Annotated in this window: 16 protein-coding genes; 14 read left to right on the top strand and 2 right to left on the bottom strand. The window is 51.5% G+C overall.

Going from position 1 to position 21,649, the window contains the following annotated elements:
• The first annotated feature begins 194 nt into the window (after nt 1-194).
• The 12 genes from SH449x_RS05555 (at nt 195) to radC (ending at nt 15,774) form a co-directional block, all read left to right on the top strand.
• Nucleotides 195-2,993, top strand: coding sequence for a S8 family peptidase (locus SH449x_RS05555; protein ID WP_482380331.1), 2,799 nt, complete (start codon nt 195-197; stop codon nt 2,991-2,993).
• Nucleotides 2,994-3,185: 192 nt separating this feature from the next.
• Nucleotides 3,186-4,343: a TIGR03000 domain-containing protein gene (locus SH449x_RS05550; protein WP_482380330.1), complete on the top strand. Its 1,158-nt coding sequence runs from the start codon at nt 3,186-3,188 to the stop codon at nt 4,341-4,343.
• A gap of 188 nt (nt 4,344-4,531) precedes the next feature.
• Nucleotides 4,532-6,127, top strand: coding sequence for a Ppx/GppA phosphatase family protein (locus SH449x_RS05545; RefSeq protein WP_482380329.1), 1,596 nt, complete (start codon nt 4,532-4,534; stop codon nt 6,125-6,127).
• A gap of 19 nt (nt 6,128-6,146) precedes the next feature.
• Nucleotides 6,147-7,481, top strand: a complete 1,335-nt coding sequence (locus SH449x_RS05540) for a DUF58 domain-containing protein (RefSeq protein ID WP_482380328.1) — start codon at nt 6,147-6,149, stop codon at nt 7,479-7,481.
• 7 nt (nt 7,482-7,488) lie between these two features.
• On the top strand, nt 7,489-8,589 hold the full coding sequence (locus tag SH449x_RS05535; protein ID WP_482380327.1) for a tRNA dihydrouridine synthase: 1,101 nt from the start codon (nt 7,489-7,491) through the stop codon (nt 8,587-8,589).
• The gene (locus SH449x_RS05530) at nt 8,582-8,929 is read left to right on the top strand and encodes a hypothetical protein (RefSeq protein WP_482380326.1); all 348 of its coding nucleotides are present in this window, start codon (nt 8,582-8,584) and stop codon (nt 8,927-8,929) included. The genes SH449x_RS05535 and SH449x_RS05530 overlap by 8 nt, the downstream gene beginning before the upstream one ends.
• On the top strand, nt 8,926-10,134 hold the full coding sequence (locus tag SH449x_RS05525; RefSeq protein ID WP_482380325.1) for a 3-keto-disaccharide hydrolase: 1,209 nt from the start codon (nt 8,926-8,928) through the stop codon (nt 10,132-10,134). The genes SH449x_RS05530 and SH449x_RS05525 overlap by 4 nt, the downstream gene beginning before the upstream one ends.
• A 496-nt stretch (nt 10,135-10,630) precedes the next feature.
• A complete protein-coding gene (locus tag SH449x_RS05520; protein ID WP_482381811.1) occupies nt 10,631-12,349 on the top strand; it encodes a permuted SH3 domain-containing protein in 1,719 nt (572 codons plus the stop codon).
• Between the two features lie 77 nt (nt 12,350-12,426).
• Complete coding sequence (locus SH449x_RS05515) at nt 12,427-13,146, top strand: ABC transporter ATP-binding protein (RefSeq protein WP_482381810.1); 720 nt, start codon at nt 12,427-12,429, stop codon at nt 13,144-13,146.
• Between the two features lie 53 nt (nt 13,147-13,199).
• A complete protein-coding gene (locus SH449x_RS05510) occupies nt 13,200-14,468 on the top strand; it encodes an ABC transporter permease (RefSeq protein ID WP_482380324.1) in 1,269 nt (422 codons plus the stop codon).
• Between the two features lie 13 nt (nt 14,469-14,481).
• Nucleotides 14,482-14,763: a (2Fe-2S)-binding protein gene (locus SH449x_RS05505; RefSeq protein ID WP_482380323.1), complete on the top strand. Its 282-nt coding sequence runs from the start codon at nt 14,482-14,484 to the stop codon at nt 14,761-14,763.
• A gap of 66 nt (nt 14,764-14,829) precedes the next feature.
• Nucleotides 14,830-15,774: a RadC family protein gene (gene radC / locus SH449x_RS05500; RefSeq protein ID WP_482380322.1), complete on the top strand. Its 945-nt coding sequence runs from the start codon at nt 14,830-14,832 to the stop codon at nt 15,772-15,774.
• Nucleotides 15,775-15,824: 50 nt separating this feature from the next.
• Here radC and SH449x_RS05495 read toward each other — a convergent pair whose 3' ends face one another.
• Both SH449x_RS05495 and SH449x_RS05490 read right to left on the bottom strand, forming a co-directional pair.
• A complete protein-coding gene (locus SH449x_RS05495; protein WP_482380321.1) occupies nt 15,825-16,796 on the bottom strand; it encodes a hypothetical protein in 972 nt (323 codons plus the stop codon).
• A 155-nt stretch (nt 16,797-16,951) separates the two neighbouring features.
• A complete protein-coding gene (locus SH449x_RS05490; RefSeq protein WP_482380320.1) occupies nt 16,952-18,034 on the bottom strand; it encodes a DUF3500 domain-containing protein in 1,083 nt (360 codons plus the stop codon).
• Nucleotides 18,035-18,225: 191 nt separating this feature from the next.
• Here SH449x_RS05490 and SH449x_RS05485 point away from each other — a divergent pair, with 191 nt between their 5' ends.
• Entirely contained in the window at nt 18,226-18,669 is a 444-nt protein-coding gene (locus tag SH449x_RS05485) for a flagellar hook assembly protein FlgD (protein ID WP_482380319.1), read from the top strand.
• 85 nt (nt 18,670-18,754) lie between these two features.
• Nucleotides 18,755-21,205, top strand: coding sequence for a flagellar hook-basal body complex protein (locus tag SH449x_RS05480; RefSeq protein WP_482380318.1), 2,451 nt, complete (start codon nt 18,755-18,757; stop codon nt 21,203-21,205).
• The last annotated feature ends 444 nt before the right edge of the window (nt 21,206-21,649 follow it).

Genomic DNA, 21,649 nt, shown 5'->3' with positions numbered 1-21,649 from the left:
TTTCGGCAAGAAGATGTTGTCGTCGATTTTACGACTGATCGAAGGATCGAGTGGACGACGCATAGCCCCTTTGCAGAAATACTCTACGTTCGACGAAATGTATGATTCGGTTTCTTACAAAACTTTTACAGCATCCCCGTCTCGTAGGACGAACGTCTACGCACGTGGATCTCCCGATTGTCCGCAAGGATAGAATGTTAGACGTTCCATCAGATCTGTGGCCGCACCAGAGCGCTTGGGAGAAATGCGAAAAGAGGTTGGCCCTGTCAGCTATGCCATGGGGACCGATCGAGTGGGAGGCAGTCCCGATGGACCTCAACTCTTTCGACTGGAGCTCCTCTGGTGAAATGTCGCAGGTTTCGCATCATGCATTTGCAGACGACTTACCAGGCATTTCGTTAAACAATAGTTTAGAGTCGCATTTGTCGGGGGCTCACCAGCAGACGGGCTGGACGAGTGTGCAGACTCAATTTGGACTCATGGGGCGAGGCCAGACGGTAGCGGTCATCGACAGCGGAATCGCTTATAATCACGTTGCGCTCGGTGGTGGTTTCGGGTCTTCCTATCGGGTTGTTGGAGGTTGGGATTTCGCGGAGAACGATGCCAATCCCTTTGATGATGCACCCGCTGGCTATCATGGCACCCACGTAGCTGGGATAATTGGTGCAAACCACGGTACGCAACAAGGCGTTGCACCGAATGTGGATTTTGTTGCCTTGAGGACATTCACTGATACCGGGCACGGCCAGATGGCTTGGGTGGAGTCGGCCTTGCAGTGGGTTTACGATAATCGCAACGCTTTCACGAATCCCATCACGACGGTTAATCTCTCACTCGGTGCTACCTGGAACTCGAGTACGATTCCAAGTTGGGCCACATTGGAAGACGAGCTGATGCGGCTTAACCAAGTTGGCATCGTCGTGGTGGCATCGGCAGGCAATTCCTTTCAGCAGAACCCTACACCGGGTCTGGCCTATCCGGCGGCAAGTCCATATGTCATTCCGGTATCTAGTGTTGACGCCAACGGTCAACTGAGCAGTTTCAGTCAACGAGATCCGAGAGTTATCGCGGCACCGGGGAGAAACGTTTTGAGCACCGTCCCCGATCACTTTTGGGGGGCGGATGGTGTTTTCAATGATTGGGCACGCGCCAGTGGGACAAGTATGGCTGCACCTTATGTTTCCGGTGCTAGCGTGTTGATTCGGGAGGCGATGGAATTGGTTGGTATGGGGGGCATTAACCAACAGTCTATCTACAACACCTTGATGAATACTGCAAATTCCATATTCGATCCCATTACGAATCAAACGTACAGGTCGCTCAATCTCGCAAACGCTATCGCTTCGATCATACCTGCCGATGAAATCGGATCGACTTTGGATACGGGTTTAGCGCTGCCCGTTCAACCATCCTGGCAGACTGATAGTTGGATCAATACGTTGGGCGATCGCGATGTATTCCGTTTGACTGCACCGAAGTCAGGTGTATTGCAACTTTCGATCGAGAGCGAACACTTAGAAAACCTAACCGCATCATTGTTGCGGGGGGGCAGTAACAGTCCCCTACAGTTCCAGGATGGCATCGCATCGATTTCCATCGTTGCGGGAGAGACGTTTGGCATACAGCTAGAGGATGGGCAGGCCATCGGTCGTTATCGGGTGAATTGGTTTTTTGAGGAATCATCTGCGGCCAACGGTGAGGGTAGTGGGAATTCTTCTGGCTCAAACGGCGCAAACTTCGGAACGGTAAGTGGTACAACATTGACTATCCTGGGCACTGCGGAAGCCAATGATTTCTTGTTGGATCTGAGAGACGGTATCAAGGTGAGTGTAGATGGTGCAACTCAGACATGGAGCCCGCATCAAATTCAAACGATCGTTATTGATGGCGGATTGAATAATGATTCGATTCAAATATTTGGGACGCCTGGAGCTGACAAAGTGGAGATGCGAGCGGGGCAATCATGGTTGACCACCGAAAGCTTGACTGTCGATATTCGCAATGTTGAAAATGTCCATTTTGTTGGGGCTGGGGGGCCGGATCGGGCATTCTTGTATGACCAGCCGACGGACGACCGACTCATCATCCATCCTTTGCGTGCAGAGCTTGAGGGAGTGGGTTATCGGTTTTCCGTAGAAAACGTGAATCGCATTTTTGTGCATGCCTTATCGGGAGGTGACGATCAGGCATTCGTATACGATTCGAGCGGGAATGATGTTCTGACGGTGAGGCCTCAGTTTTCGAGCATCACGGGGCCTGGCTACTTTAACTATCTATCTGGTTTCGAGAGGGTGTTCGCTTATTCGATCAATGGTGGGGTCGATCGGGCTCAGTTATACGACTCGGTCGGTGACGATTTGTTCAATGCAGGGCCTATCGTTACATCGATCGTTGGGCCGGGTTTCTCCACCTTCGTGAGAGGCTTCAGTGAAGTCGAAGCGATTGCCAATGCAGGTGGCAATGATCGGGCAGTGATCCATTATTCAGGGACATCGCAGATCATTACCAATGGAGATTTTGCGGGTGTGGTCAACGGAAACCGGACTAGTATTGCTCGCTTTTTCGAACAAGTTCAAATATCGGCGATTTCCTCCCCGTCAGCAGCGGCAGCCATGCTGGGTGAGGTCGAAGTGGGGGGGGAAGCCTTCGGCGGATCGGATAGGGGCGAAAGCTTGACTTCGATTGGCGAGAACTCCAGCTTCCAGAGCGCTAATGGTCCAGTTTGGGCCGATTTCCCCGGGATGGATTTTGGAGGCGAGGTTTTCGCTACTGGCGCTTCTGCGGCATTCGAAACCGGTTTAGAGGGTGAAAATTCGTCAGAGTCCAGCTCGGAAGCGATATCGTTAGAATTGGGAGATCGGATCGTTCAAAAGCTCGATTCCGCGATCCGTTTGTTGTCCGGAGAGAGTCCGGAGGATGAAGAAGACATCGCGAAAACGGCGTTTTTCGCAGCATTTTCCCAGGAAGAGGGGAGTGAGGTGCGGCTACTTTAGAAGTTTGCGAAAAATGGTGGTCCCCGTTTTCATCATGTGTGTTGTCCCCCTTTTTTTCGTTGGTTCAGAAGCGTAAAATCTGCGCAGTCTGCTTGAATTACCTATGTTCCCGGGCTATCCTCATCTATTAGGTTGAGAGTAAGCATTTTGCAAGCGCGGGTGTTTTCCTAGAAAAGCTACTGGAGGAGCTTCATGAGAAGAGGATTTTTGAGATCAGTTTCGGCCATCGCAATTGTAGGTTGCATCGCCAGCTTCATGGGTGTAACTCATGCAGGCTGGGGATCGAGCGGTGGTTCGTCAGGTTACGGATCTAGCGGCGGATATTCCGTTGGCTATGGTTCGAGCGGCGGCTTTGGTTCGTCTGGAGGCTACGGTTCTTCAGGAGGTTTTGGATCGTCCGGAAGTTATGGGTCCTCTGGGGGGTACAACCACGTAGGCCCTTTGCGCCGGCTCCACAATCATCTGCATGAAAAGATTCATAATCATTTTTCGCGAAGGCACGCCTTCAATGGCAGCAGCGGTGGCAGCAGCGGTAGCTATGTGACCTACGGTTCTAGCGGAGGTTCGAGTGGTGGATCTTCAGGCAGCTACTACTCCACAGTTAGGGTTAGTCATGGATCATCGGGCGGGTCCTCTGGTGGTGCTTACTCGTCTGTTTCGTACGGGAGCTCCGGATCTTATGGAGCAGTTCGAGAGTCGTACGAAGTGCCAGATCCAAACGTTTCCTACGAATCGGAAACCTCGGCAAGCACGGGAGCCCGGCTAAGCTATGCGTCTGCTAGTGCATACAACTATGCTGTAAGCCGTGTAGCTCCTGAGGCGATCGGGTACAACGAAATTCATTTGATCGTTAATTTGCCAGAAGAAGCACAGATGTTCGTCAATGGAAATCCAACGACATCGACCGGAAAGGCACGACATTTCGTGAGCCGCGAACTCCAGCCAGGCCAGAGCTATCGGTTTGACCTGAAGATGGTCATCGAGCAAGACGGTGAGACTGTAGAAAAGCAGAAGACGGTCGTGTTGGAGAGTGGTCGAGGCGAAGAAGTTACCTTCGACGGTATTTCACTAGCGGAGTCAACTGATCCAGTTGAGACAGTTCTTCAGTTAAATGTTCCCGAGGGAGCCGTTGTATCTCTAGGAAACAATGAGACCAAGACCCAAGGCAGCAGTCGGATTTATCGCACGCGACAGCTCCGGGACGGCGAGGCTTGGGATGATTATGAAATCAAGGTTACCTTTGACGGGGTCACCAAGAATCAGACGATCAGGCTCATCGGCGGAGATAATCTAGAGCTCAGCTTTGATTTCAGCGTAACTGGAGCGGACGAATTGCTGGCCAGCAAGTAGAGTCGTCTTTCTAGCGACACAATACGAATGTCTAGCGACATAATACGAAACCTCGCAAGGCCCTGAGAGCAATCTCGGGGCCTTTTTTCGTTCCTGAGTTACTCGGGAATTCTCGGAAGTCGGATGGTCGCCGAATCTTGGGGGACGTATCATCAAGGGGATATTGTCCCTAACCCAGTCAGCTTAAGATGCCATTTGACTCAGTTTCACGTCTCACAAGTTCCGGTAGCAGCTCCCCTGCGGCAGGAGGTGTACGCACTGTTGCCGTTGTCGACATCGGCTCGACGAGTGTACGCATGGCAATCGCGGAGGTAGGGCGTGGGTCGTTCCGGATCCTCGAGGAGGTCTCCCAAATGGTATCTTTGGGCAGGGACGTTTTCTCTACGCAGAACATCAACCGCAAAACGATTGAAGAATGTGTCGTCGTGCTCAAGAGCTGTCGCAGGCTGATGAAGGAGTACGGTATCACCTCGCCGCAACAAATCCGCGTGGTGGGAACGAGCGCCGTCCGCGAGGCCAACAATCAATTGGCCTTTTTGGATCGAGTCTTCATTGCAACTGGCCTAGAAATCGAAGCCTTGGATGAGGCCGAGGTAATTCGAATCACTTACATGGGGGTGCAGTCAATCCTTCAGAGCAATCCTGAGCTCGCGGCTGCCAAAAATTTGGTCGTGGAGATTGGGAGTGGAAGCACAGAAGCCATGCTCGTTCGGGGAGGGAATGTTCTCTTCTCCAACACATACCGGCTCGGGTCACTGAGGCTGCTCGACCAAGTGGACAGGCTGAACACCTCGCTCGCTAAACAAAGGATCATTATAGAGTCCCAGGTGCAACGCCGTGTTCAGCAGATTGCAGAGCATGTCGACACAGACTCGAGCTTGCAATTGGTCGCATTGGGTGGAGACATAAGACTCGCGGCTGATAATTTGGAGTGTATTCCGCTTGGGGATCAGTTGCGTTCCCTTTCGCTAAAGGACCTGACCGACTTTGCTCGATCCGTAAACAGTCTCAAGGAAGAAGATTTGGTCAGCCGATTTGGAATCAGTTATTGGGACGCCGAGACGTTGTGGCCGGCATTGATCGCTTACATTCATCTCGCTCGCGAGTTACAGCTGGATACGATTCACGTCGCTCCCACCAATTTGCGTGATGGTTTGTTGAGTGACATTGCTCAACAAGATTCCTGGACCCAGGAGTTTAGGAATCAAATTGTACGATCGGCAATCAATTTAGGTCGCAAAATGGCGTTCGATGAAACGCATGCACGCCACGTAGCTAACTTGTCAAGAAAGCTTTTTGCCGATTTACAGGAAGAGCATCAACTCGACCAGCGGATGGAGTTGATCCTTTACTTGGCTGCACTGCTACATGAAGTTGGGCTTTTCATCAGTCCGCGGAGCCACCATAAGCATGCCATGTACATCGTAAGGAATAGCGAGCTTTTCGGGCTTTCCGAGCGAGATCTACTCATCGTATCGCTCGTAGTGCGTTATCATCGCCGATCCTCGCCTCGACCGGAGCATGAGGGATATAGCACACTGGATCGTAGGCAAAGAGTCTATGTTTCCAAGCTGTCAGCCATTCTTCGCTTAGCGATTGCTTTGGACGAATCCCGTTCGCAGCGGATCGGGAATATCCGATGCAATCGGGACCACAATCGTTGGTTGATCACGGCTTTCGGGGTTGAGGAGGTTTCTCTCGAACAGCTTACTATTCGTCAGTCCAGTGGTCTTTTTGAAGAGGTGTTCGGCATGAGCGTGTTCTTGAGAAGCGAGCCTGGATAGGGCGCAAGCGAGATGTCACATGGCGATAGTTCCTTTACTGGTAGCGGTGGTGGCATTAGGTATTGTTACCGGAACCACTTGGTTCTCTCTATGCGTTTGTGCATTGATTTTGGTTTTTCGACTGTCTGTTTCGTTATCGCGAGATTGGTCGGAACAGGTCGCGATTGTCAGGACCGGGAAAGTGTCCGGGACAGAGACCGGTACTGGCAGAGAGATCCAGATCGGCGAGAAGGTAACGATCGGTTTGGAAGTAAAGAATTGCTCCAAGCGTCCCATTCCTTGGATCCTCATCGAGGACACCATATCCAAGTCAGCGATTTCGCAGCCGCACAGATCTTTGGAGCTAATCGGTAGCAATGTAAAGCTCTTTGAACTCGCAGCTGGACAAGTGGGCTTGCTGACTTACGAATTGCGTGCCATTCGCCGAGGCTACTTTCGATTAGGACCGACGCTATTGGAGACAGGCGATTTGTTGGGATTGAACCGGCAGCATCGCGTGGTATCAGGGTTGGATTACTTGCTCGTGTTGCCTAAACTCATCCCTCTACAGGGCATGGAGCTAACGTCGCGGCGTCCGCTAGGAGACATGCGAGTTACCGATCGAGCCATGGAGGATCCAACGCAGATGGCGGGAGTTCGTGAGTATCGACAGGGAGACCCATTAAACCGAATCCACTGGAAAGCGACAGCTCGTTCGGGTTTGTTGCATACGAGAGTCTTTGAGCCGACTTGTGTGCAGGGAGCCATGTTGCTGCTCGATTTTCAAAGGGAATCAAATCCCAGCCAGCACGAACCGGTGCGAACAGACCTGGCCGCGACCGTAGCCGCTTCGATCGCTCACACACTCTATCAAATGAATCAACCGTGCGGGATGATTAGCAATGGTAGCGATATGGCAGAGCGTTACTCGTATCAGGAATTGACCGGCGATTACACCGATCGCGAGACCATGCGTCAAAGCGTGCAGCAGGAGCGTCGCGAGAATCGGCTAAAACCGATTGTCATCGAGCATCGCAACGGAGTAGAGTCTTTTACTCAAATCCACAAGATGCTCGGCAGGCTGGAGCGATCGGATGGTTTATCGTTCTTTGAGTTGGTAAGGGAAACGCAAAGTAGAATTCCACGCAATCTTACCTTGGTGGTTATTCTGCAAATGGTTACCGATGAGACCGCCATGGCTCTCGAGATGTTACGGCGGCAAGGATATTCGGTCTCGGTCATTCTTAATCATAGCCAGGATGATGAAGGAACCTATATGGCCTCTAGGCTCATCGCATTGCGGCTGCCGGTCTACTCGCTGGAAGGGGAGGCGTCCATCACCCACGTTTGCCAAAACTTGCTCCTCATGCGATGATTAAGGCATGAGTATCGGCGAAAAATTAGACGTTCCCCAATTGGGTTCCCCTGCAGTTTTTACCTACAAACCGTTGGAAATCGGGGCGGTTAATATTGGTTTCCCTGTGGTGCAAGCTGCGCTGAGTGGCTATAGCGATTGGGCCATGAGGGTGATTGCAAGGCGGTTGGGGGCTTCGTACTCGTTGTGCGAGGTTATGCTGGACCAGTTTCTGGTCAGTCTAAAGGATCGTCAAAGGACGAGGCATTTTCTTCATAACACGCCTGAGGAGCAGCCTGTTGCGGGGCAGTTGATGGGGGCTGAGCCTGAACAATTTTCGTTGGGAGCTCAAAAGCTTGTCGAGGCGGGCTTTGCGGTCATCGACATCAACTTTGGGTGTCCCGTCAGGAAGGTGCTGGGCAGGTGTCGGGGGGGCTTTCATCTTAGTCAACCGGATGTTGCGTTAGAGATCGTCAAGCGGACCAGGGACATTGTTCCTCCGGAAATACCAGTGACCATCAAGATGCGAAGAGGCATCGATGACTCTGCTCAGAGCAGGGATCGGTTTTTCCAGATTCTTGATGGTGCGTTTGCAAGCGGGATCGCTGCCATCACCGTTCATGGTCGTACGGTTGAGCAGCGTTACGTGGGCGCGAGTCGCTGGGAGTTTCTGAAAGAGGTCAAATCGCACGTTGGAGAGAGAATTATTTTAGGGAGCGGCGATTTGTTCAGTGCCCAGGATTGCCTTGGGATGATGGAGCAGACAGGGGTTGATGGAGTGACGGTGGCGCGAGGGTGCATTGGAAATCCATGGATATTCGCCCAGGCACGGGCCTTATTTGCGGGACAGCCGCTGCCGGCACCTCCGACGCTTCATGAGCAGAGAGAGGTCATTCTGGAGCATTTTCGGTTGGCAGAGCAGTTGTATGGTGCGGATCGGGCAGGTGTCCCGATGAGAAAGTTTGGAATTAAGTACGCGCAGTTGCATCCCGAAGGATTAGAAGTTCGCAGCGATTTTACGAAAGTGAAAAATCTGCTGGAGTGGAAGAATGTGCTCGATAAGTGGTATAGCGACGACAAACCGGGCAGGTATCCGCCGTTTTCCGAGCTGGAGACCGAGTGTGAGTAGTGGACATCGGATCGGTTTATTCCACCCGAGGGCTTGGTCGGCTCAGATGGAGGCCGACAAAATCTCATGGCGGCGAACTTTTCAGTCCACCGATGGTTTGAACCGAGCGAGCGGTCTTTGTTTGAGTATCATAAGTGAGTTGCCTCCGGATCGAGTCTTCCTCAATGAGGTCGCACTCGTGCCTAAAACTGTGAGAGGTCAATTAATGCAGTACGAATTACCCGATTCGCTTGCTTCAAGAAACGCTCTTCATTTGAGTTGGTTTGCGAGTGATGGAGCATCAGACAGCGAGGCGTGTTGGAGCAAAGTAAGAGACGTTTACCTGGAGATTGAGGAATGAATTGGGGCCGCTTGATCGTTAAAACTTCGATTGTGCTGAGTGTTGTTCTGGTGCAGCTTTCTGCGTTGAGAGCGCAATCGGAGAATGGCAACCATCCTGGCGGTCCATTTGATCTGGAGCAGTTGTTGTCGGCGAGGATGACTTCCGAAGAGCTAGAGCGCGGATGGATTCGACTTTTCGACGGTCAAACGCTGATGGGTTGGACCCCGACTCAGGAGGCGAATTGGAGTGTTGTCGATGGAGTGCTTCAAGCCACAGGGGGGACCAACAGTCTGCTGTGCACGTCGGTGCCCTTTACCAACTTTGAAATCAAGCTCCAGTTTCGGGCGGAGGAGAGAACCAACAGCGGCGTGTTTTTGAGGACACCTGCAGTTCCTGAAGACCCGGGGCGCGACTGTTTCGAGCTAAACATTGCACCGCTGGACAACCCTTTTCCCACCGGTTCACTCGTGTTCCGTCAGAAACGGGCAGAGGCAATTGTCGATCCTGTAGCGGGAGAGTGGCATGAGCTTAGGGCTATTGTGGATGGGCCCAAGGTGGAGACCTGGCTAAATGGGAACAAAACGTGCGAGTACGTTGATACGACCGATCTGAAAAGTGGATGGATAGGTCTGCAATTTCGCGAGGGCAAGATCGAGTTCCGCGACATCAAGCTCAGACCTTTTGCGGAGGAGAAATTGATTGGAAACCAGATTGCGTTTAAGTCGCCCGTCAACGTTAATGCGAACTACGAGCAAAACGGAGCAATGACCATTGCCGGGGGAAGGGGGTTCGTGGAGAGCACCTTTTTGTTCGGAAGCGGAGTATTGCAGATCACCGCCGAAACGCTCGCTCCGAATGTGAACTCGGGCGTATTCTTCCGTTGCATTCCAGGTGAGGATATGAATGGATACGAGTGCCAAATCCATCATGGGTTTGATGGTAGCAGGCTCAAGCCGCTCGATTCGGGTACCGGTGCCATTTTTCGAAGACAGGCCGCCCGGGCCGTGCTGTCGGACGAGGGAGAGCTCACGTACGTGACGATTATTGCAGACGGACCACAAATTTCGACTTGGGTACAAGGTGTACAGGTTGTGGAGTGGAGAGACCTTAGGAAACCTGATTCCAACCCAAGGCGTGGTTTGAGAGTAGATCCGGGAACTGTGATGCTCCAAGGGCATGATCCTGACTGCAAGGTGAGATTTCACTCCATTAAGATCCAATGAGGCAAAATGCTCGAAAGCTGCACTTAGGTCACTTTTTGGGGTACCGCCGTCCAGGGGGGGGCTCCCTTGGGTCGCGAGTGCATTCGATCGTCTAGGCGGAACTTGTAACCCTTTTCTGGGTTTAATATGCAAAGCAGCTCATCCAGTAGCCGAATAATATTCCCCGGGGTTATACTAGGGTGAGCTCTAGGGGTTTGGGGCTTGATTGATTCGGACAATTAAAGGATTTGCGGAAGGATCCATCTCGGATATACCTTTAGCTTGATCCGGAGTCTACGGTGTGCGGGCGGCGGCCGACATCCTTTGATTCATGTAGAATATAGTCCGAATGCAGTGTCCCGAGTCCTGGACGGGTACGACCACGCTCCCCTCCCACCAACGAACACCTACCCAATTGCGAGCCATGAGACATAAATTTTTTTCGACAACCACTCGTTCTGAGCGATCGGTGAGACCCGTAAGGTCAAAACTTCCCAGACGATTCGGCCGGGTGAGTATGGTGTTGCTGGGTACCGTAGCGACCCTCATTGTAGCGGGAGGGGGAGGGTACTGGTGGTACATCAGAGCGTCGGGGCAGGCTGCGGGAAGTAAAAGCAAACCGATCCTCGAATTAGTCGCACGGGGACCATTCGATCACGTGGTTCTGGAGACCGGAGAGATCGAAAGTAGCAGCAATAATGAGGTAAAGTGTGAGGTTAAGGCTCGTGGAGGCAGTGGTACTCCGATTTTGGAGGTCATTCCTGAGGGAACGATCGTCAAAAAGGGTGATTTCCTTTGTCAGCTGGATTCCTCGGCATTAGATCAAGAGGCCAAAACTCAGCGGATTGCGGTGAGTGTGGCGGAATCGACGGTTATTTCCAGTCGGGCAGCCGTGGAAAAGGCGGTAATCTCCAAGCAGGAGTATCTCGAGGGTACTTACTTGACCGAGCGTCAGGCAATTTTGAGTGAGATATCGGTTGCGCAGCAAAACCTAAGAAAGGCGGAGTTGGCATTGCAGAGTGCGGAGCGATTGGCGGCCAAGGGCACGCTTAAGCCTCTGCAAATTGAAGCTGAACAGTTTGCAGTTCAAAACGCAAAGAGCACACTGGAATCAGCTCAGGGACGGTTGAGGGTGCTTGATGAGTTAACCAAGCAAAAGATGCTCGTACAACTCGATAGCGATATTAACACTGCCAAGGCCAAGCTGGAGTCAGATGAAACATCGTTGATGGAAGAACGCGACAAACTTTCCGAGATTCAGACGCAGGTCGATGCATGTAACATACGCGCACCGGCCGACGGTCAAGTAGTATACGCCAACAAGTACGGGAACCGAGGTGGGTCCGATTTCGTTGTGGAACCCGGTGCATATGTCCGCGAGCAGCAAACCATCTTCCTTCTTCCAGATCCCACCCGTATGCAGGTTAAGGCAAAGGTCAACGAGTCCAGGATTACGTTGATCCGCGAGGGGATGCCAGTCAAGATTCGGGTAGGGGCGGTAGATAACGATTTGTTCGGACGAGTCGTAAAGGTAAACAAGTATGCGGAGCCGGGAAATTGGTTTGGGCCGGCGGTTAAGGAGTACGCTGTTTTCGTGCAGATTATCGATCCTCCAAGGGAGATCCGCACGGGTATGACGGCTGAGGTCCGCATTTTCGTGGAACAGATTCCCGATGCGATCCAAATTCCGATTCTGGCGGTATACGAAACCAAGAGGCATCACTTTGTATTAGTCCAAAGCGGAAGTAGTTTTGAGACACGCCCCATCAAGATCGGCGGGGCGAACGACAAGTTCGTAACGGCACAGACGGGGATTAAAGTGGGAGAGCAAGTGGTCCTAAACCCCAGAAATCATTTGGATAAGATGGATTTGCCTGAGATCGTGGAACAAGACGACAGCGAGGCATTCGCCAAAATATCGGCAGATGCACCAGCGACGGCATCTTACTCGCCAGCGGGAGAGGCTCGTTCACAGGAGAGACGAAACGGTAGTGGGCCGGACATTGCGGCTATTGTGCAAGCGATCTTTGAGCGGTTAGATACGAACTCCGATGGCAAGATTAGTCGAGAAGAAGCACAAGCGGACTCCGATTTCGGTGCACGGTTCGACGATGGCGATTTGAACAAAGACGGCTTTATGGACAAAGGGGAATTGATGTCAGGCATGAGAAAGATGATGGCAGCTAGGTCGGCTGGCGGCATGGGCGGCCCCCCAGGATCACGAGGTAGCAATTGAACGCGTCGAGCTTAGCCGTGAATGCCGTTGAGAACGCTCCGCGTGATACAACACGATATGCATGTCGTGTTGTGGAAATGAAAAAGGAATACGTGCTCAAGAGCGAGACAGTAAGGGCTCTTCGAGGGGTAACTTTTGATGTTCCTGAGGGTGATTACGTTGCGATTATGGGACCGTCTGGTTCGGGAAAGAGTACCCTGCTCAATATGCTCGGGTGCTTGGACAAGCCTACCTCGGGAAGTTTGTTTCTTGGCGAGGACGATGTGGCGAAGATGGATGACGATGAGTTAGCAACGATTCGATCGTCGCGAATTGGCTTCGTATTCCAGTCTTACAATTTAATACAGCAGTTGACTGTGGTGGAAAACATTCAGGTCCCTTTGTTTTACCAGGGGAAACCATTAACCAAGGAGCAGCAGACTCGCTCTCTCGAGCTCGCAAAAATGGTGGGCTTGGGACAAAGACTAGATCACCGACCGACCCAATTGTCGGGTGGGCAGCAGCAACGTGTGGCGATCGCGCGCTCTTTGGTCAACGACCCTTATTTTATCCTTGCGGATGAGCCGACAGGAAACCTTGATTCACGGACCACAGAGGAAATTCTCCAGCTGTTTGAAAAGTTGAACAATGAGGGGCGGACGATCATCTTGGTGACGCACGAGGACGAAGTCTCCAAACGAGCGAAGCGTGTTGTTCGTCTCAAAGATGGTTTGCTGCAGTGGGATAAAACTAACACGCAAGAGGTCAGGGATGCCGCAGCTAGACACGCCATAGAAAATATGCCGGTAGAAGTATGAACATTTGGTTAGGCACAATCCAGCTCGGAGTAAAAAGTCTGTGGTTGCATCCGATGCGATCAATCCTCACGGTTTTGGGGATTTTTATCGGAGTGGCTAGCGTTATTTGGTTGCTAGCGATCAGCAAGGGAATTGGAGACGAAGCCCAGCGACAGATCGAGAGCCTCGGTGCAGATACGATCATGATTCGGACCATTAAGCCACCGAGCGAAAAGATGGCGGCTCAGGGTTTAACACCTTATGGATTGACTCGTGACGAGTTTGAATTTTTGTCGACCAGCATACCTACGGTCACTAGCGCCATTCCTATTCGCGAGATGCGACGTCAATTTCAGTACAAAGATCGCAAAATGGATGGACGTCTCGTCGGCTGCACGCCCGAGTATTATGACGTCAATAAGCTGGAGATGGATCGTGGCCATTTCATTACCGATGCCGAGAATTTTGCTAAGGATACCCATTGCGTCGTATCTGCTAAAGTCGCAGAGCGTCTTTTCCCGGCAGAAGATCCGATCGGCAAGCGGATCTATATGCCAGAGAATCGAGATTTCTACTTAGTAGTGGGCGTTCTGAAACCTAAGGGCGCAACGGCGGCGGTAGGAGGCTCTATGGCTGCTCAAGACTTCACGAATGACGTTTATATACCCCTCCGAACGTTGCAACAGCGGATCGGCGACATGGTAATGAGTTTTCGATCTGGTTCACGCGAGGGTGAGGTCATCCAGCTGAATCAAATCACTTTGAGAGTTACTGACGTCAAGGATGTAAAGAGGACAGCCGAGCTCGTAGAAGCCGCTTTGGCCAGTCATGACAAGATGGAAGATATCCAAGTCGTAGTGCCATTGGAATTGCTCGAACAAGCCCGGACGACGCGAGCGATGTTCATGGTCTTTATGGGGATGATTGCCGCGATTTCTTTGCTGGTGGGTGGCATTGGGATCATGAATATCATGCTAGCGACCGTCACGGAAAGGACCCGAGAAATCGGAATTCGGCGTGCGTTGGGTGCGAAGCGTCGGGATATTGTGCGTCAGTTCTTAGTGGAAACAAGCGTATTGAGTCTCACGGGTGGGCTGACCGGCATTCTATTTGGACTACTGTGTGGACCTGCGGTCAATATTGCTAGACTGTTGGCCAATCAATGGTTTGGCGATGTCATGGCTGAGCTTCCTGAGGTCGTAAGAACGGTTCAGCCGTCGATCGTTCCAGCGAGCATCCCAGGGGCGTTTTTCATCTCTTTGGTTGTAGGAATCGTCTTTGGAATCTATCCCGCAACTCGGGCCGCTAAGATGAATCCTATCGAAGCCTTGCGGCACGAGTAAAGTCGACTCCATCATGAAGCCGGACGACGAACTTTGCCTGTGTTTTCACGTGACTTGGCGGAAAGTCATCAATTACATTCGCATACACAATGTGACTCGTCCCAGTTTGCTTAGCGAATGTGGAGGTGCTGGCACCGGATGCGGATGGTGTCGAAAACAATTGGCCAAGCTAACTTCTGAAATTCAAACTTGTCCACCTACAGCTGACACGGTGGCTGAATGGCTCGAGGACCGCTCTCCCACCAAAGAGAACTATGCTGCGGGCCGGCAAAAGTATAGGGATTCGTTACCCTAGCCCTGAGCAGAAAGTTTTTGGTTATCATAGGGGTTTCGACCAAATGCTTCACGAAACGCCAATTCTATGACCGACGAACGCACCCAAAAGCTTAAGAAAATACTCTACGCAATCAAAGACCTCGATTCGTTTTCAACGGAAACCGCAAAATCCATTTGCAGCGATTTGCATCCGGCTTATGTCACCCGAGTTATCAAGCAACTTAGCAAAGAGGGACTGCTCGACAAGCATCTTGAAAGTGCGAGCGAGGTGTTTCGCTGGAGCAAGGGAGATCAGATCGATATAGATAGCTGGATATCAAATCAGGTACATGGAGAGCAAATCAAATCGTCTCCGGAGCAAGAACGCCCCCGTGAATTGCTTCTTCAGAATGGGGCTGACTCACTCACCGATGCTCAGCTCATTGCCATTTTAATTCGTGTTGGAATTCCAGGCGAATCAGCTATTCACGGTGGGCGCAGGATCTCGAATCGTTTTCCGCTCGAACAACTTGCGAAACTTGCCGATGCGAGTTTACAGGAGCTCCGAAGCATATCGAAGACGATTCGAAAGGATAGCTATGCCCAGATAATGGCTGGTGTCGAATTGGGGCGGCGTATTTCGATACTTAGAGACCGATCCAACAAGCCGCCCGAAAGGATTAGGGGGTCGGATGATGCGATTCGGTTTTGCATGCGAGAATTCCATCGTCTGGCTGTGGATGGTTTGCAGGAAGAGTTTCATATCGTGACATTGGATACGCAACTTGGGCCAATTGGAACGCATCACATTACCACGGGCACTCTCGACGCCAGCTTGGTACATCCACGAGAGGTGTTTCGACCAGCGATACGAGACAGTGCCTCAGCCATTATTTTGGTCCACAATCACCCGTCTGGGGACCCGACCCCCAGCAGGGAAGATCGATCTGTCACGGAGAGGCTGACTCAAGCTGGCGATCTATTGGGTATTCGCGTATTAGACCACATTGTTGTAGCTCGAGAGAGCGGCCGCTCCGTGTTGGCCAGCTAATCTAAGAATGGGAGTGACTGCACTGTTCACTCACCATACTCCTCCCAATACTAGCCACCCATTTCGGTTTCTGGCTCGAACTGTGAACCGTCGGCATTCCGAATTTCAATCATATGTCCGGGGCGAGTAGAGCGGTGGTACTCGATTAGAGTCGAATAGGGTTGAACTTCAGGCAGGTGAACAAACCGCTGATGGACTCCCCACTTGCTCTCTACAAGAATCGTACCATCTTGAAGGCGAGCGCACACAATCGCAGTGTGAATTGCATCCCCTCTTGTGTTTCGATAGATAACGACATCACCTTCTACGGGGGCGTCCACCCGTGTATAACCGTTATCCTCTAATATTATTGATACCCCGCGTGAATCCACGAGAAACTCGCCGTTTGCAAATACCCATCCGTGGCAATTCGTGTTCACGTCAATGTTCTTTCTGTGAATCAATGCACCGGGATACGTGTTGTTGGCAACGTGATTTGCAAAATCCGTGCTAGGTAATGGTCCCTTTAGCTCGAAACAATGAAGGGTGATACGCCTGCCTTGATCCGATACTGCATAGTGTGACTCTATAGGTTTTACTTCACCCCGCAATTCGGGGCTGGTCAGTAATGAGACGTCGATGGCCTTAAGAGTTTGCATACGATTCGAGCATACAAAACTAAGTGCGGCTGAGACGACGACGACCCCCCAGATGCTGGCGCTGCGTCTAGGCGGTCTAATCTCTTTCCATTTCATCGTGGTTACCCCGAGAATACAGACCGCGAATGCGAACCCCATCAAGCAGAAGAGTTGCAGAACTAGAAGGGAGTCACCGTAAAACTTTTGGTTTAGTATCGAAACCAAGTCTAGGCAGAACAAAGTGAGCGAGATCCCTAACACCAAACAAATAATTCCTCCAAAAACGGGGCCTCCGATTCGGTTTCTGACCAGAGCGACGGATACACTTACCAGCACGGCCGCGCTCAAGCACATAGCAGAGAACAGAGCGATTAGATTGAGGTCGTAATTACCCGTCATCAACATTTGTCGGTACCATTCACAAATACGAGAACATTAACTCGTTATCTGTGAACCCGTTTCAGCACTAGGGGTTCCGACAGTAAGGCTGGTCAGAATTTAAACTTTACCATGTCGCCCCAGACAATTTCGGGGGCGACTGCTAGTAAACTGTGGTGGTATTAGTTTTTAAATATTGTCATGTTGAAATCTCCCGTCATATCTCTCCAGACGCAATGCACATGGTTGGCATTTTTCCCCGCTGCATCAGCCTGGAAATTGCAGAATTCTGCAATGAACGTTGGGCCATGAATGCGAAAGTAGAACGCATCCCCCTTAGCCTTGCTGCCCGCCCAGCCAAAATGGATCGCATTCTCGTCGGAGGCTGCGATTGCGTTTAAACGCTCTCGGATCACGGATTCTGTTTGGCAATGCAAAAAAGTATCGATAGCTTTTCGAAGAAGGGCTCGTTGGTGGTCATCGAGCTCAGTGGAAGCAATACCAACATATGGGATTTGCTTTGGCTGAGGTTCTCCTGCCCACATGATATCTTCGGGGCACTTCTCATTGAACAACGCTTTGGACTGTTGAGCATCGTTGAGGCTGTTGAGCAAAGCAAAGCCCGCATCCTCTTCGCTGGCAATCAATCTGTTGCCCTCGGTGAATTGGTTTGTTTCACTTGGTCTAGTAGGCTTTGGGGTTGTAAAATTTCGTGACAGTTGGGCTGGGTTCGAGGCGAACAACTGGGGGGTGGAATCGACAATATCTCCTCGGTCAAAAGTGTAGTTTAAAGATATATGGTGCCCTTCAATGCTGAGTCCCCAGAGATTGGTTGTGTTGGGCTCGCCGTAGATGGTAAAGTAGTATTTTTTGAAATCCCGGCGGCCTACGGAACCTGGCCCTTCTAGTTCAAGCAGTATTGCTTCGTAGCTCATTATGTCGGTTGCACGCTTGAAGCCGGCTGTGCTAGTCACACTTCGGAGCAGGTCAAAAGCGGCCTTGGCCTGAGGTTCGCTCATATCTCGAATGGGTAGCCCCTTGCGGGTTTCCATAGGAATGAAATGCCACTCGAGTCGACGCTCATCGTCGAAACTGAGCTTAGCTTTTTTTTGTTTTGGTTCATCGAGTGATGAAAGAAACCGCTGAGCGGCTTCTACGGGGGCCAGGGATGGTCTCCCATCTTGTCCGTACAGATGAGGTTGAGTCAACCCAAACATTGAGACGCTGCCGAAGAGTAGCCAAGCTGCGAAGAAAATGCGATTCATAACTGTGTGCACTGCTAAGGTGGGAAGGATGGGCAACTCTATACATTATGGCTTATGAAAAGAATTGGTCTATGCCCCTCCAATCGTTCGTTCTGACCTTTCGGCAATAAAGTCTTGTGCCTTATCCTTGCGGGGGCAAGGCTGAGCCTTGTTCTGTGCACGTAAATATTGGATTTTTGGAGGTTGAACCCATGTCGCGAGTATCTAACGCATTTGACACAAGTACGTCCCAAGCAACCAGTTCCGCAGCAAACTCTCTTCGGGGGGATGGCTTGAATGATATAGATATGAGCCAATTCTTGAAGCTCATGATCACAGAATTGCAAAACCAAGATCCATTGAACCCCACTGACAACGCGGCACTGCTGCAACAAATCGGTCAGCTACGAAGCATCGGTGCAAACGATCAGTTGGTGACGACGCTTAGCTCTTTTGCGAACACCCAAGAGCTGACGACCGCCAGCAGTTTGATTGGGAAAAAGGTGAGCGGTTTGGATGTTAAGGGAGACTCGGTAAACGGGGAAGTTTCGAGTGTTTCCATCAAGATTGACGAAAAAGATCGCAACAAACGGACGGTACAGGTTCATGTTGGCTCGCAACTTGTCGATATGAGAAATGTTCGTGAAATAACGTAGGGGATGGTTTGGGTACCCGCCCTCCCTTATGGATGTGACGAATCGGTTTCACTAGACGTCAATGTGCAGGGAGCGGTAGGATTCGATGGGATTAGCATCATCACTGAGTACAGCACTCACAGGAATGAACGCTGCGGAGACGCAGATCGATGTGCTCGGTAACAACCTCGCCAACTCTCAGACGGTTGGCTTCAAATCCTCGAGTGTCGTATTCGCCACTCAATTTCTCCAGACGCTATCATTGGGTGCAGCCCCCACTGGTGGGAACGGAGGGACTAACCCTCGTCAAACCGGTTTGGGGGTACAGGTTGCAGCTATCAATCCCAATTTCCGCCAAGGCACGGTTGAGATCAGCTCGAACCCGTCGGATCTCGCTATCCAAGGTGATGGATTCTTTCAGGTAGAGGGTGGGCAGGGAGAAAAGCTGTTTACACGCAATGGCATCTTTCGACTAAATAGTGCTAACGAGTTAGTCACCTCTACCGGCAATCGACTGCTTGGGTTCGGTGTTGATGACCAATTCAACTTGCAAACAACACAGACGGTGCCACTAACCATTCCGATAGGTACGGAAGCCGTAGCCAAAGCGACCACCGTGGTCAACATGCAAGGAAACCTGACGGCTCTCGGTGATGTTTCTGATACATCAAAGATTATCCAGAGCGCGGTTCTCGGAAACAGCAGCATTCCCCGTCCTCCGGCAACAGTAAACGTCCAAAGCTCGGTGAGTCCGTTAACTGCGGGTGTCTCGGTAAATCATGTCGAGGGTGGAGGTGGCACTCACGCGGAGGGAGCAGTTTATCAGTATCGATTTGCGTATGTTGATTCGAGCGGGCGTGAGAGCATGCCTAGCAGTCCTATTACAGTCACCGTACCAGGGGGAAATGCCCTGGCCGACAACACAATTGTCTTGAACAACTTACCTGCGGCAAATACGCAGTATTCGGAAGTTCGAATCTACAGAACGGCACCTGGCGGTAGCGAGTTCTTCCTGGCTGGCACCGCTGCGGCCGGTGGTAGCTTCGTAGATACCAACCCCGCATCGTCTGCAACGCCACTGCAAGGACAAGGTTTGACGGGCAACTACACCTACATGGTGACATACTTTAAACTTGGTGAGCCGGAGTCTCGTCCATCTCCCTTGCTTGGGCCTCAAAGCGTTGTTAACGGACGGGTTCATCTAAGCAATCTTCCTGTCCCTCCTCCTCCGCCACCAGAGGGGGGATTCCCTGCCTATGATCAAATTCGAATCTACAGAAACTTGGCTAACGATCCCAATACTTTCTACTTAGTTGACACGGTAACGCCTGGATCGAGTTTCACGGACTCGAAGACCGATGCTGAGATTAGCAATCTGTCCTTGCCTGGGAACCAACGCGTCAATCTTGACGGACCACCGATCGATAGTAACACATTGTTAGTCAACCTCTTGAAACGCGATGGCTTCGATTATACTCAACCCTTTAGGCCTGGGGAGCTAAGCTTCCGCGCTCGGAAGGGGGAAAAACTCCAAGAGGAGCGGACCTTTACGATTACCAACACGTCAACTGTCCAAGATCTGATCGGGTTTATGAAAAACTCGATGGGTATCGTCAGCGATAGTGGTGACGCCACGAACCCGATCAAATCCTCGTTGAACGAGATTCCAGGTGAGGGGGGGACCATTCAGCCCAATGCGTATATCACCAACGGTGCACTGCGTTTTGTCAGTAACACTGGCGAAGCGAACGGAATCTCGATTGATTTAACAAGTTTTAGACTTCGAGATGCGAACGGAATCATCACAACGCCAAACTTGTCTTTCGGAACGCTTCAGGAAGCCAAGGGGCAGAGTGCTGTCACCGATTTCATCGCTTACGACTCGTTAGGCTTTCCCGTACGGTTACGAGTGACTGCTGTGATGGAATCACGGAATGACCAAGAGACCGTTTACCGCTGGTATGCGGATAGCTCCGACAATTCGGTCAAGGATTCTCCAGCTATCGCCGTGGGGACCGGCCTAATCTATTTCGACGGAAATGGAAACTTAATCTCGGCCCCAAATAGCGTTCTCGCAGTAGACCGTAACGGATTGCCTAGCACCAAACCTTTGCAGATCAATCTCGACTTTAGCTCGGTGAACGGCCTCGCCACATCGTCGGCGACAATTGCCGCTGCTCGTCAAGACGGTTCGCCCCCTGGGGTTCTTACGAGTTACGTTATTGGTGAAGATGGAACCATTCGCGGTGTTTTTAGCAACGGTATTTCTCGCGACCTCGGCCAGATCCGACTCGCTCGCTTTTCTAACCCAGGCGGTCTCGAGCAACGTGGACAGAACCTTTTCGCGCAAGGTATCAACACCGGTCTACCGATCGAAGGTCGCCCGTCGGAAAACGGTCTCGGTACGATTTCTGCCGGTGCCTTGGAGTTGTCCAACACGGACGTTGGTGGTGATTTGGTAAACCTAGTTCTGGCCAGCACCCAATACCGAAGTAATGCACGAGTCATTACCGCAACACAACAGCTCTTTGACGAGTTGCTCAACATTCGACGATAGTACCTGCTCGCGTTGGTGGCGGTTACGGTTAAGTGGTAGCGTTTATGGTTAAACTGCATAGCAGCACGCGACGGAGCGATCTTGTGTACGCACAGGGTGATCTAACGCCCATTGTGTTGCTTATGGTTTGTTGCTTGATAGCCGGTTGCCGCAATACGCTCCCAACGGAGCAACCTAGCCGCATTTGGGAGGTTTTCGGCAGACAAACCGGAAGGTTTCAACCTTCGGTAGAGCCAACTCTCGGTCATTCCCATCAAGTCGTGAGCGGCGCGCAACAGATTCCGGGGAATCCGCAAAACGGGGTAAACATTAGCCCGCCCGTTCCAAATTCTCATGCAGCCTCGCGTTCCGCTTCCCAGCCGGTGTCGAGCCAGCCCCTCATCTCGCCACCGATCATTCCGCCTCTACCCAGGGATAATCGCTAGAGGTCCTACTACTTACTCT

Origin of the sequence: Brakhagea baltica, assembly GCF_052161605.1 — a bacterium.
Classification (GTDB): domain Bacteria; phylum Planctomycetota; class Planctomycetia; order Pirellulales; family Pirellulaceae; genus JBKCUI01.
The sequence above is the reverse complement of the archived record's forward strand: the minus strand, read 5'-3'. Positions and strand labels throughout refer to the sequence as shown.

Coding starts and splice junctions, on each gene's coding strand:
- SH449x_RS05555 (WP_482380331.1), top strand. CDS start 195: ATGTTAGACGTTCCATCAGATCTGTGGCCGCACCAGAGCGCTTGGGAG.
- SH449x_RS05550 (WP_482380330.1), top strand. CDS start 3,186: ATGAGAAGAGGATTTTTGAGATCAGTTTCGGCCATCGCAATTGTAGGT.
- SH449x_RS05545 (WP_482380329.1), top strand. CDS start 4,532: ATGCCATTTGACTCAGTTTCACGTCTCACAAGTTCCGGTAGCAGCTCC.
- SH449x_RS05540 (WP_482380328.1), top strand. CDS start 6,147: ATGGCGATAGTTCCTTTACTGGTAGCGGTGGTGGCATTAGGTATTGTT.
- SH449x_RS05535 (WP_482380327.1), top strand. CDS start 7,489: ATGAGTATCGGCGAAAAATTAGACGTTCCCCAATTGGGTTCCCCTGCA.
- SH449x_RS05525 (WP_482380325.1), top strand. CDS start 8,926: ATGAATTGGGGCCGCTTGATCGTTAAAACTTCGATTGTGCTGAGTGTT.
- SH449x_RS05520 (WP_482381811.1), top strand. CDS start 10,631: ATGGTGTTGCTGGGTACCGTAGCGACCCTCATTGTAGCGGGAGGGGGA.
- SH449x_RS05515 (WP_482381810.1), top strand. CDS start 12,427: ATGAAAAAGGAATACGTGCTCAAGAGCGAGACAGTAAGGGCTCTTCGA.
- SH449x_RS05510 (WP_482380324.1), top strand. CDS start 13,200: ATGCGATCAATCCTCACGGTTTTGGGGATTTTTATCGGAGTGGCTAGC.
- SH449x_RS05505 (WP_482380323.1), top strand. CDS start 14,482: ATGAAGCCGGACGACGAACTTTGCCTGTGTTTTCACGTGACTTGGCGG.
- radC (WP_482380322.1), top strand. CDS start 14,830: ATGACCGACGAACGCACCCAAAAGCTTAAGAAAATACTCTACGCAATC.
- SH449x_RS05495 (WP_482380321.1), bottom strand. CDS start 16,796: ATGTTGATGACGGGTAATTACGACCTCAATCTAATCGCTCTGTTCTCT.
- SH449x_RS05490 (WP_482380320.1), bottom strand. CDS start 18,034: ATGAATCGCATTTTCTTCGCAGCTTGGCTACTCTTCGGCAGCGTCTCA.
- SH449x_RS05485 (WP_482380319.1), top strand. CDS start 18,226: ATGTCGCGAGTATCTAACGCATTTGACACAAGTACGTCCCAAGCAACC.
- SH449x_RS05480 (WP_482380318.1), top strand. CDS start 18,755: ATGGGATTAGCATCATCACTGAGTACAGCACTCACAGGAATGAACGCT.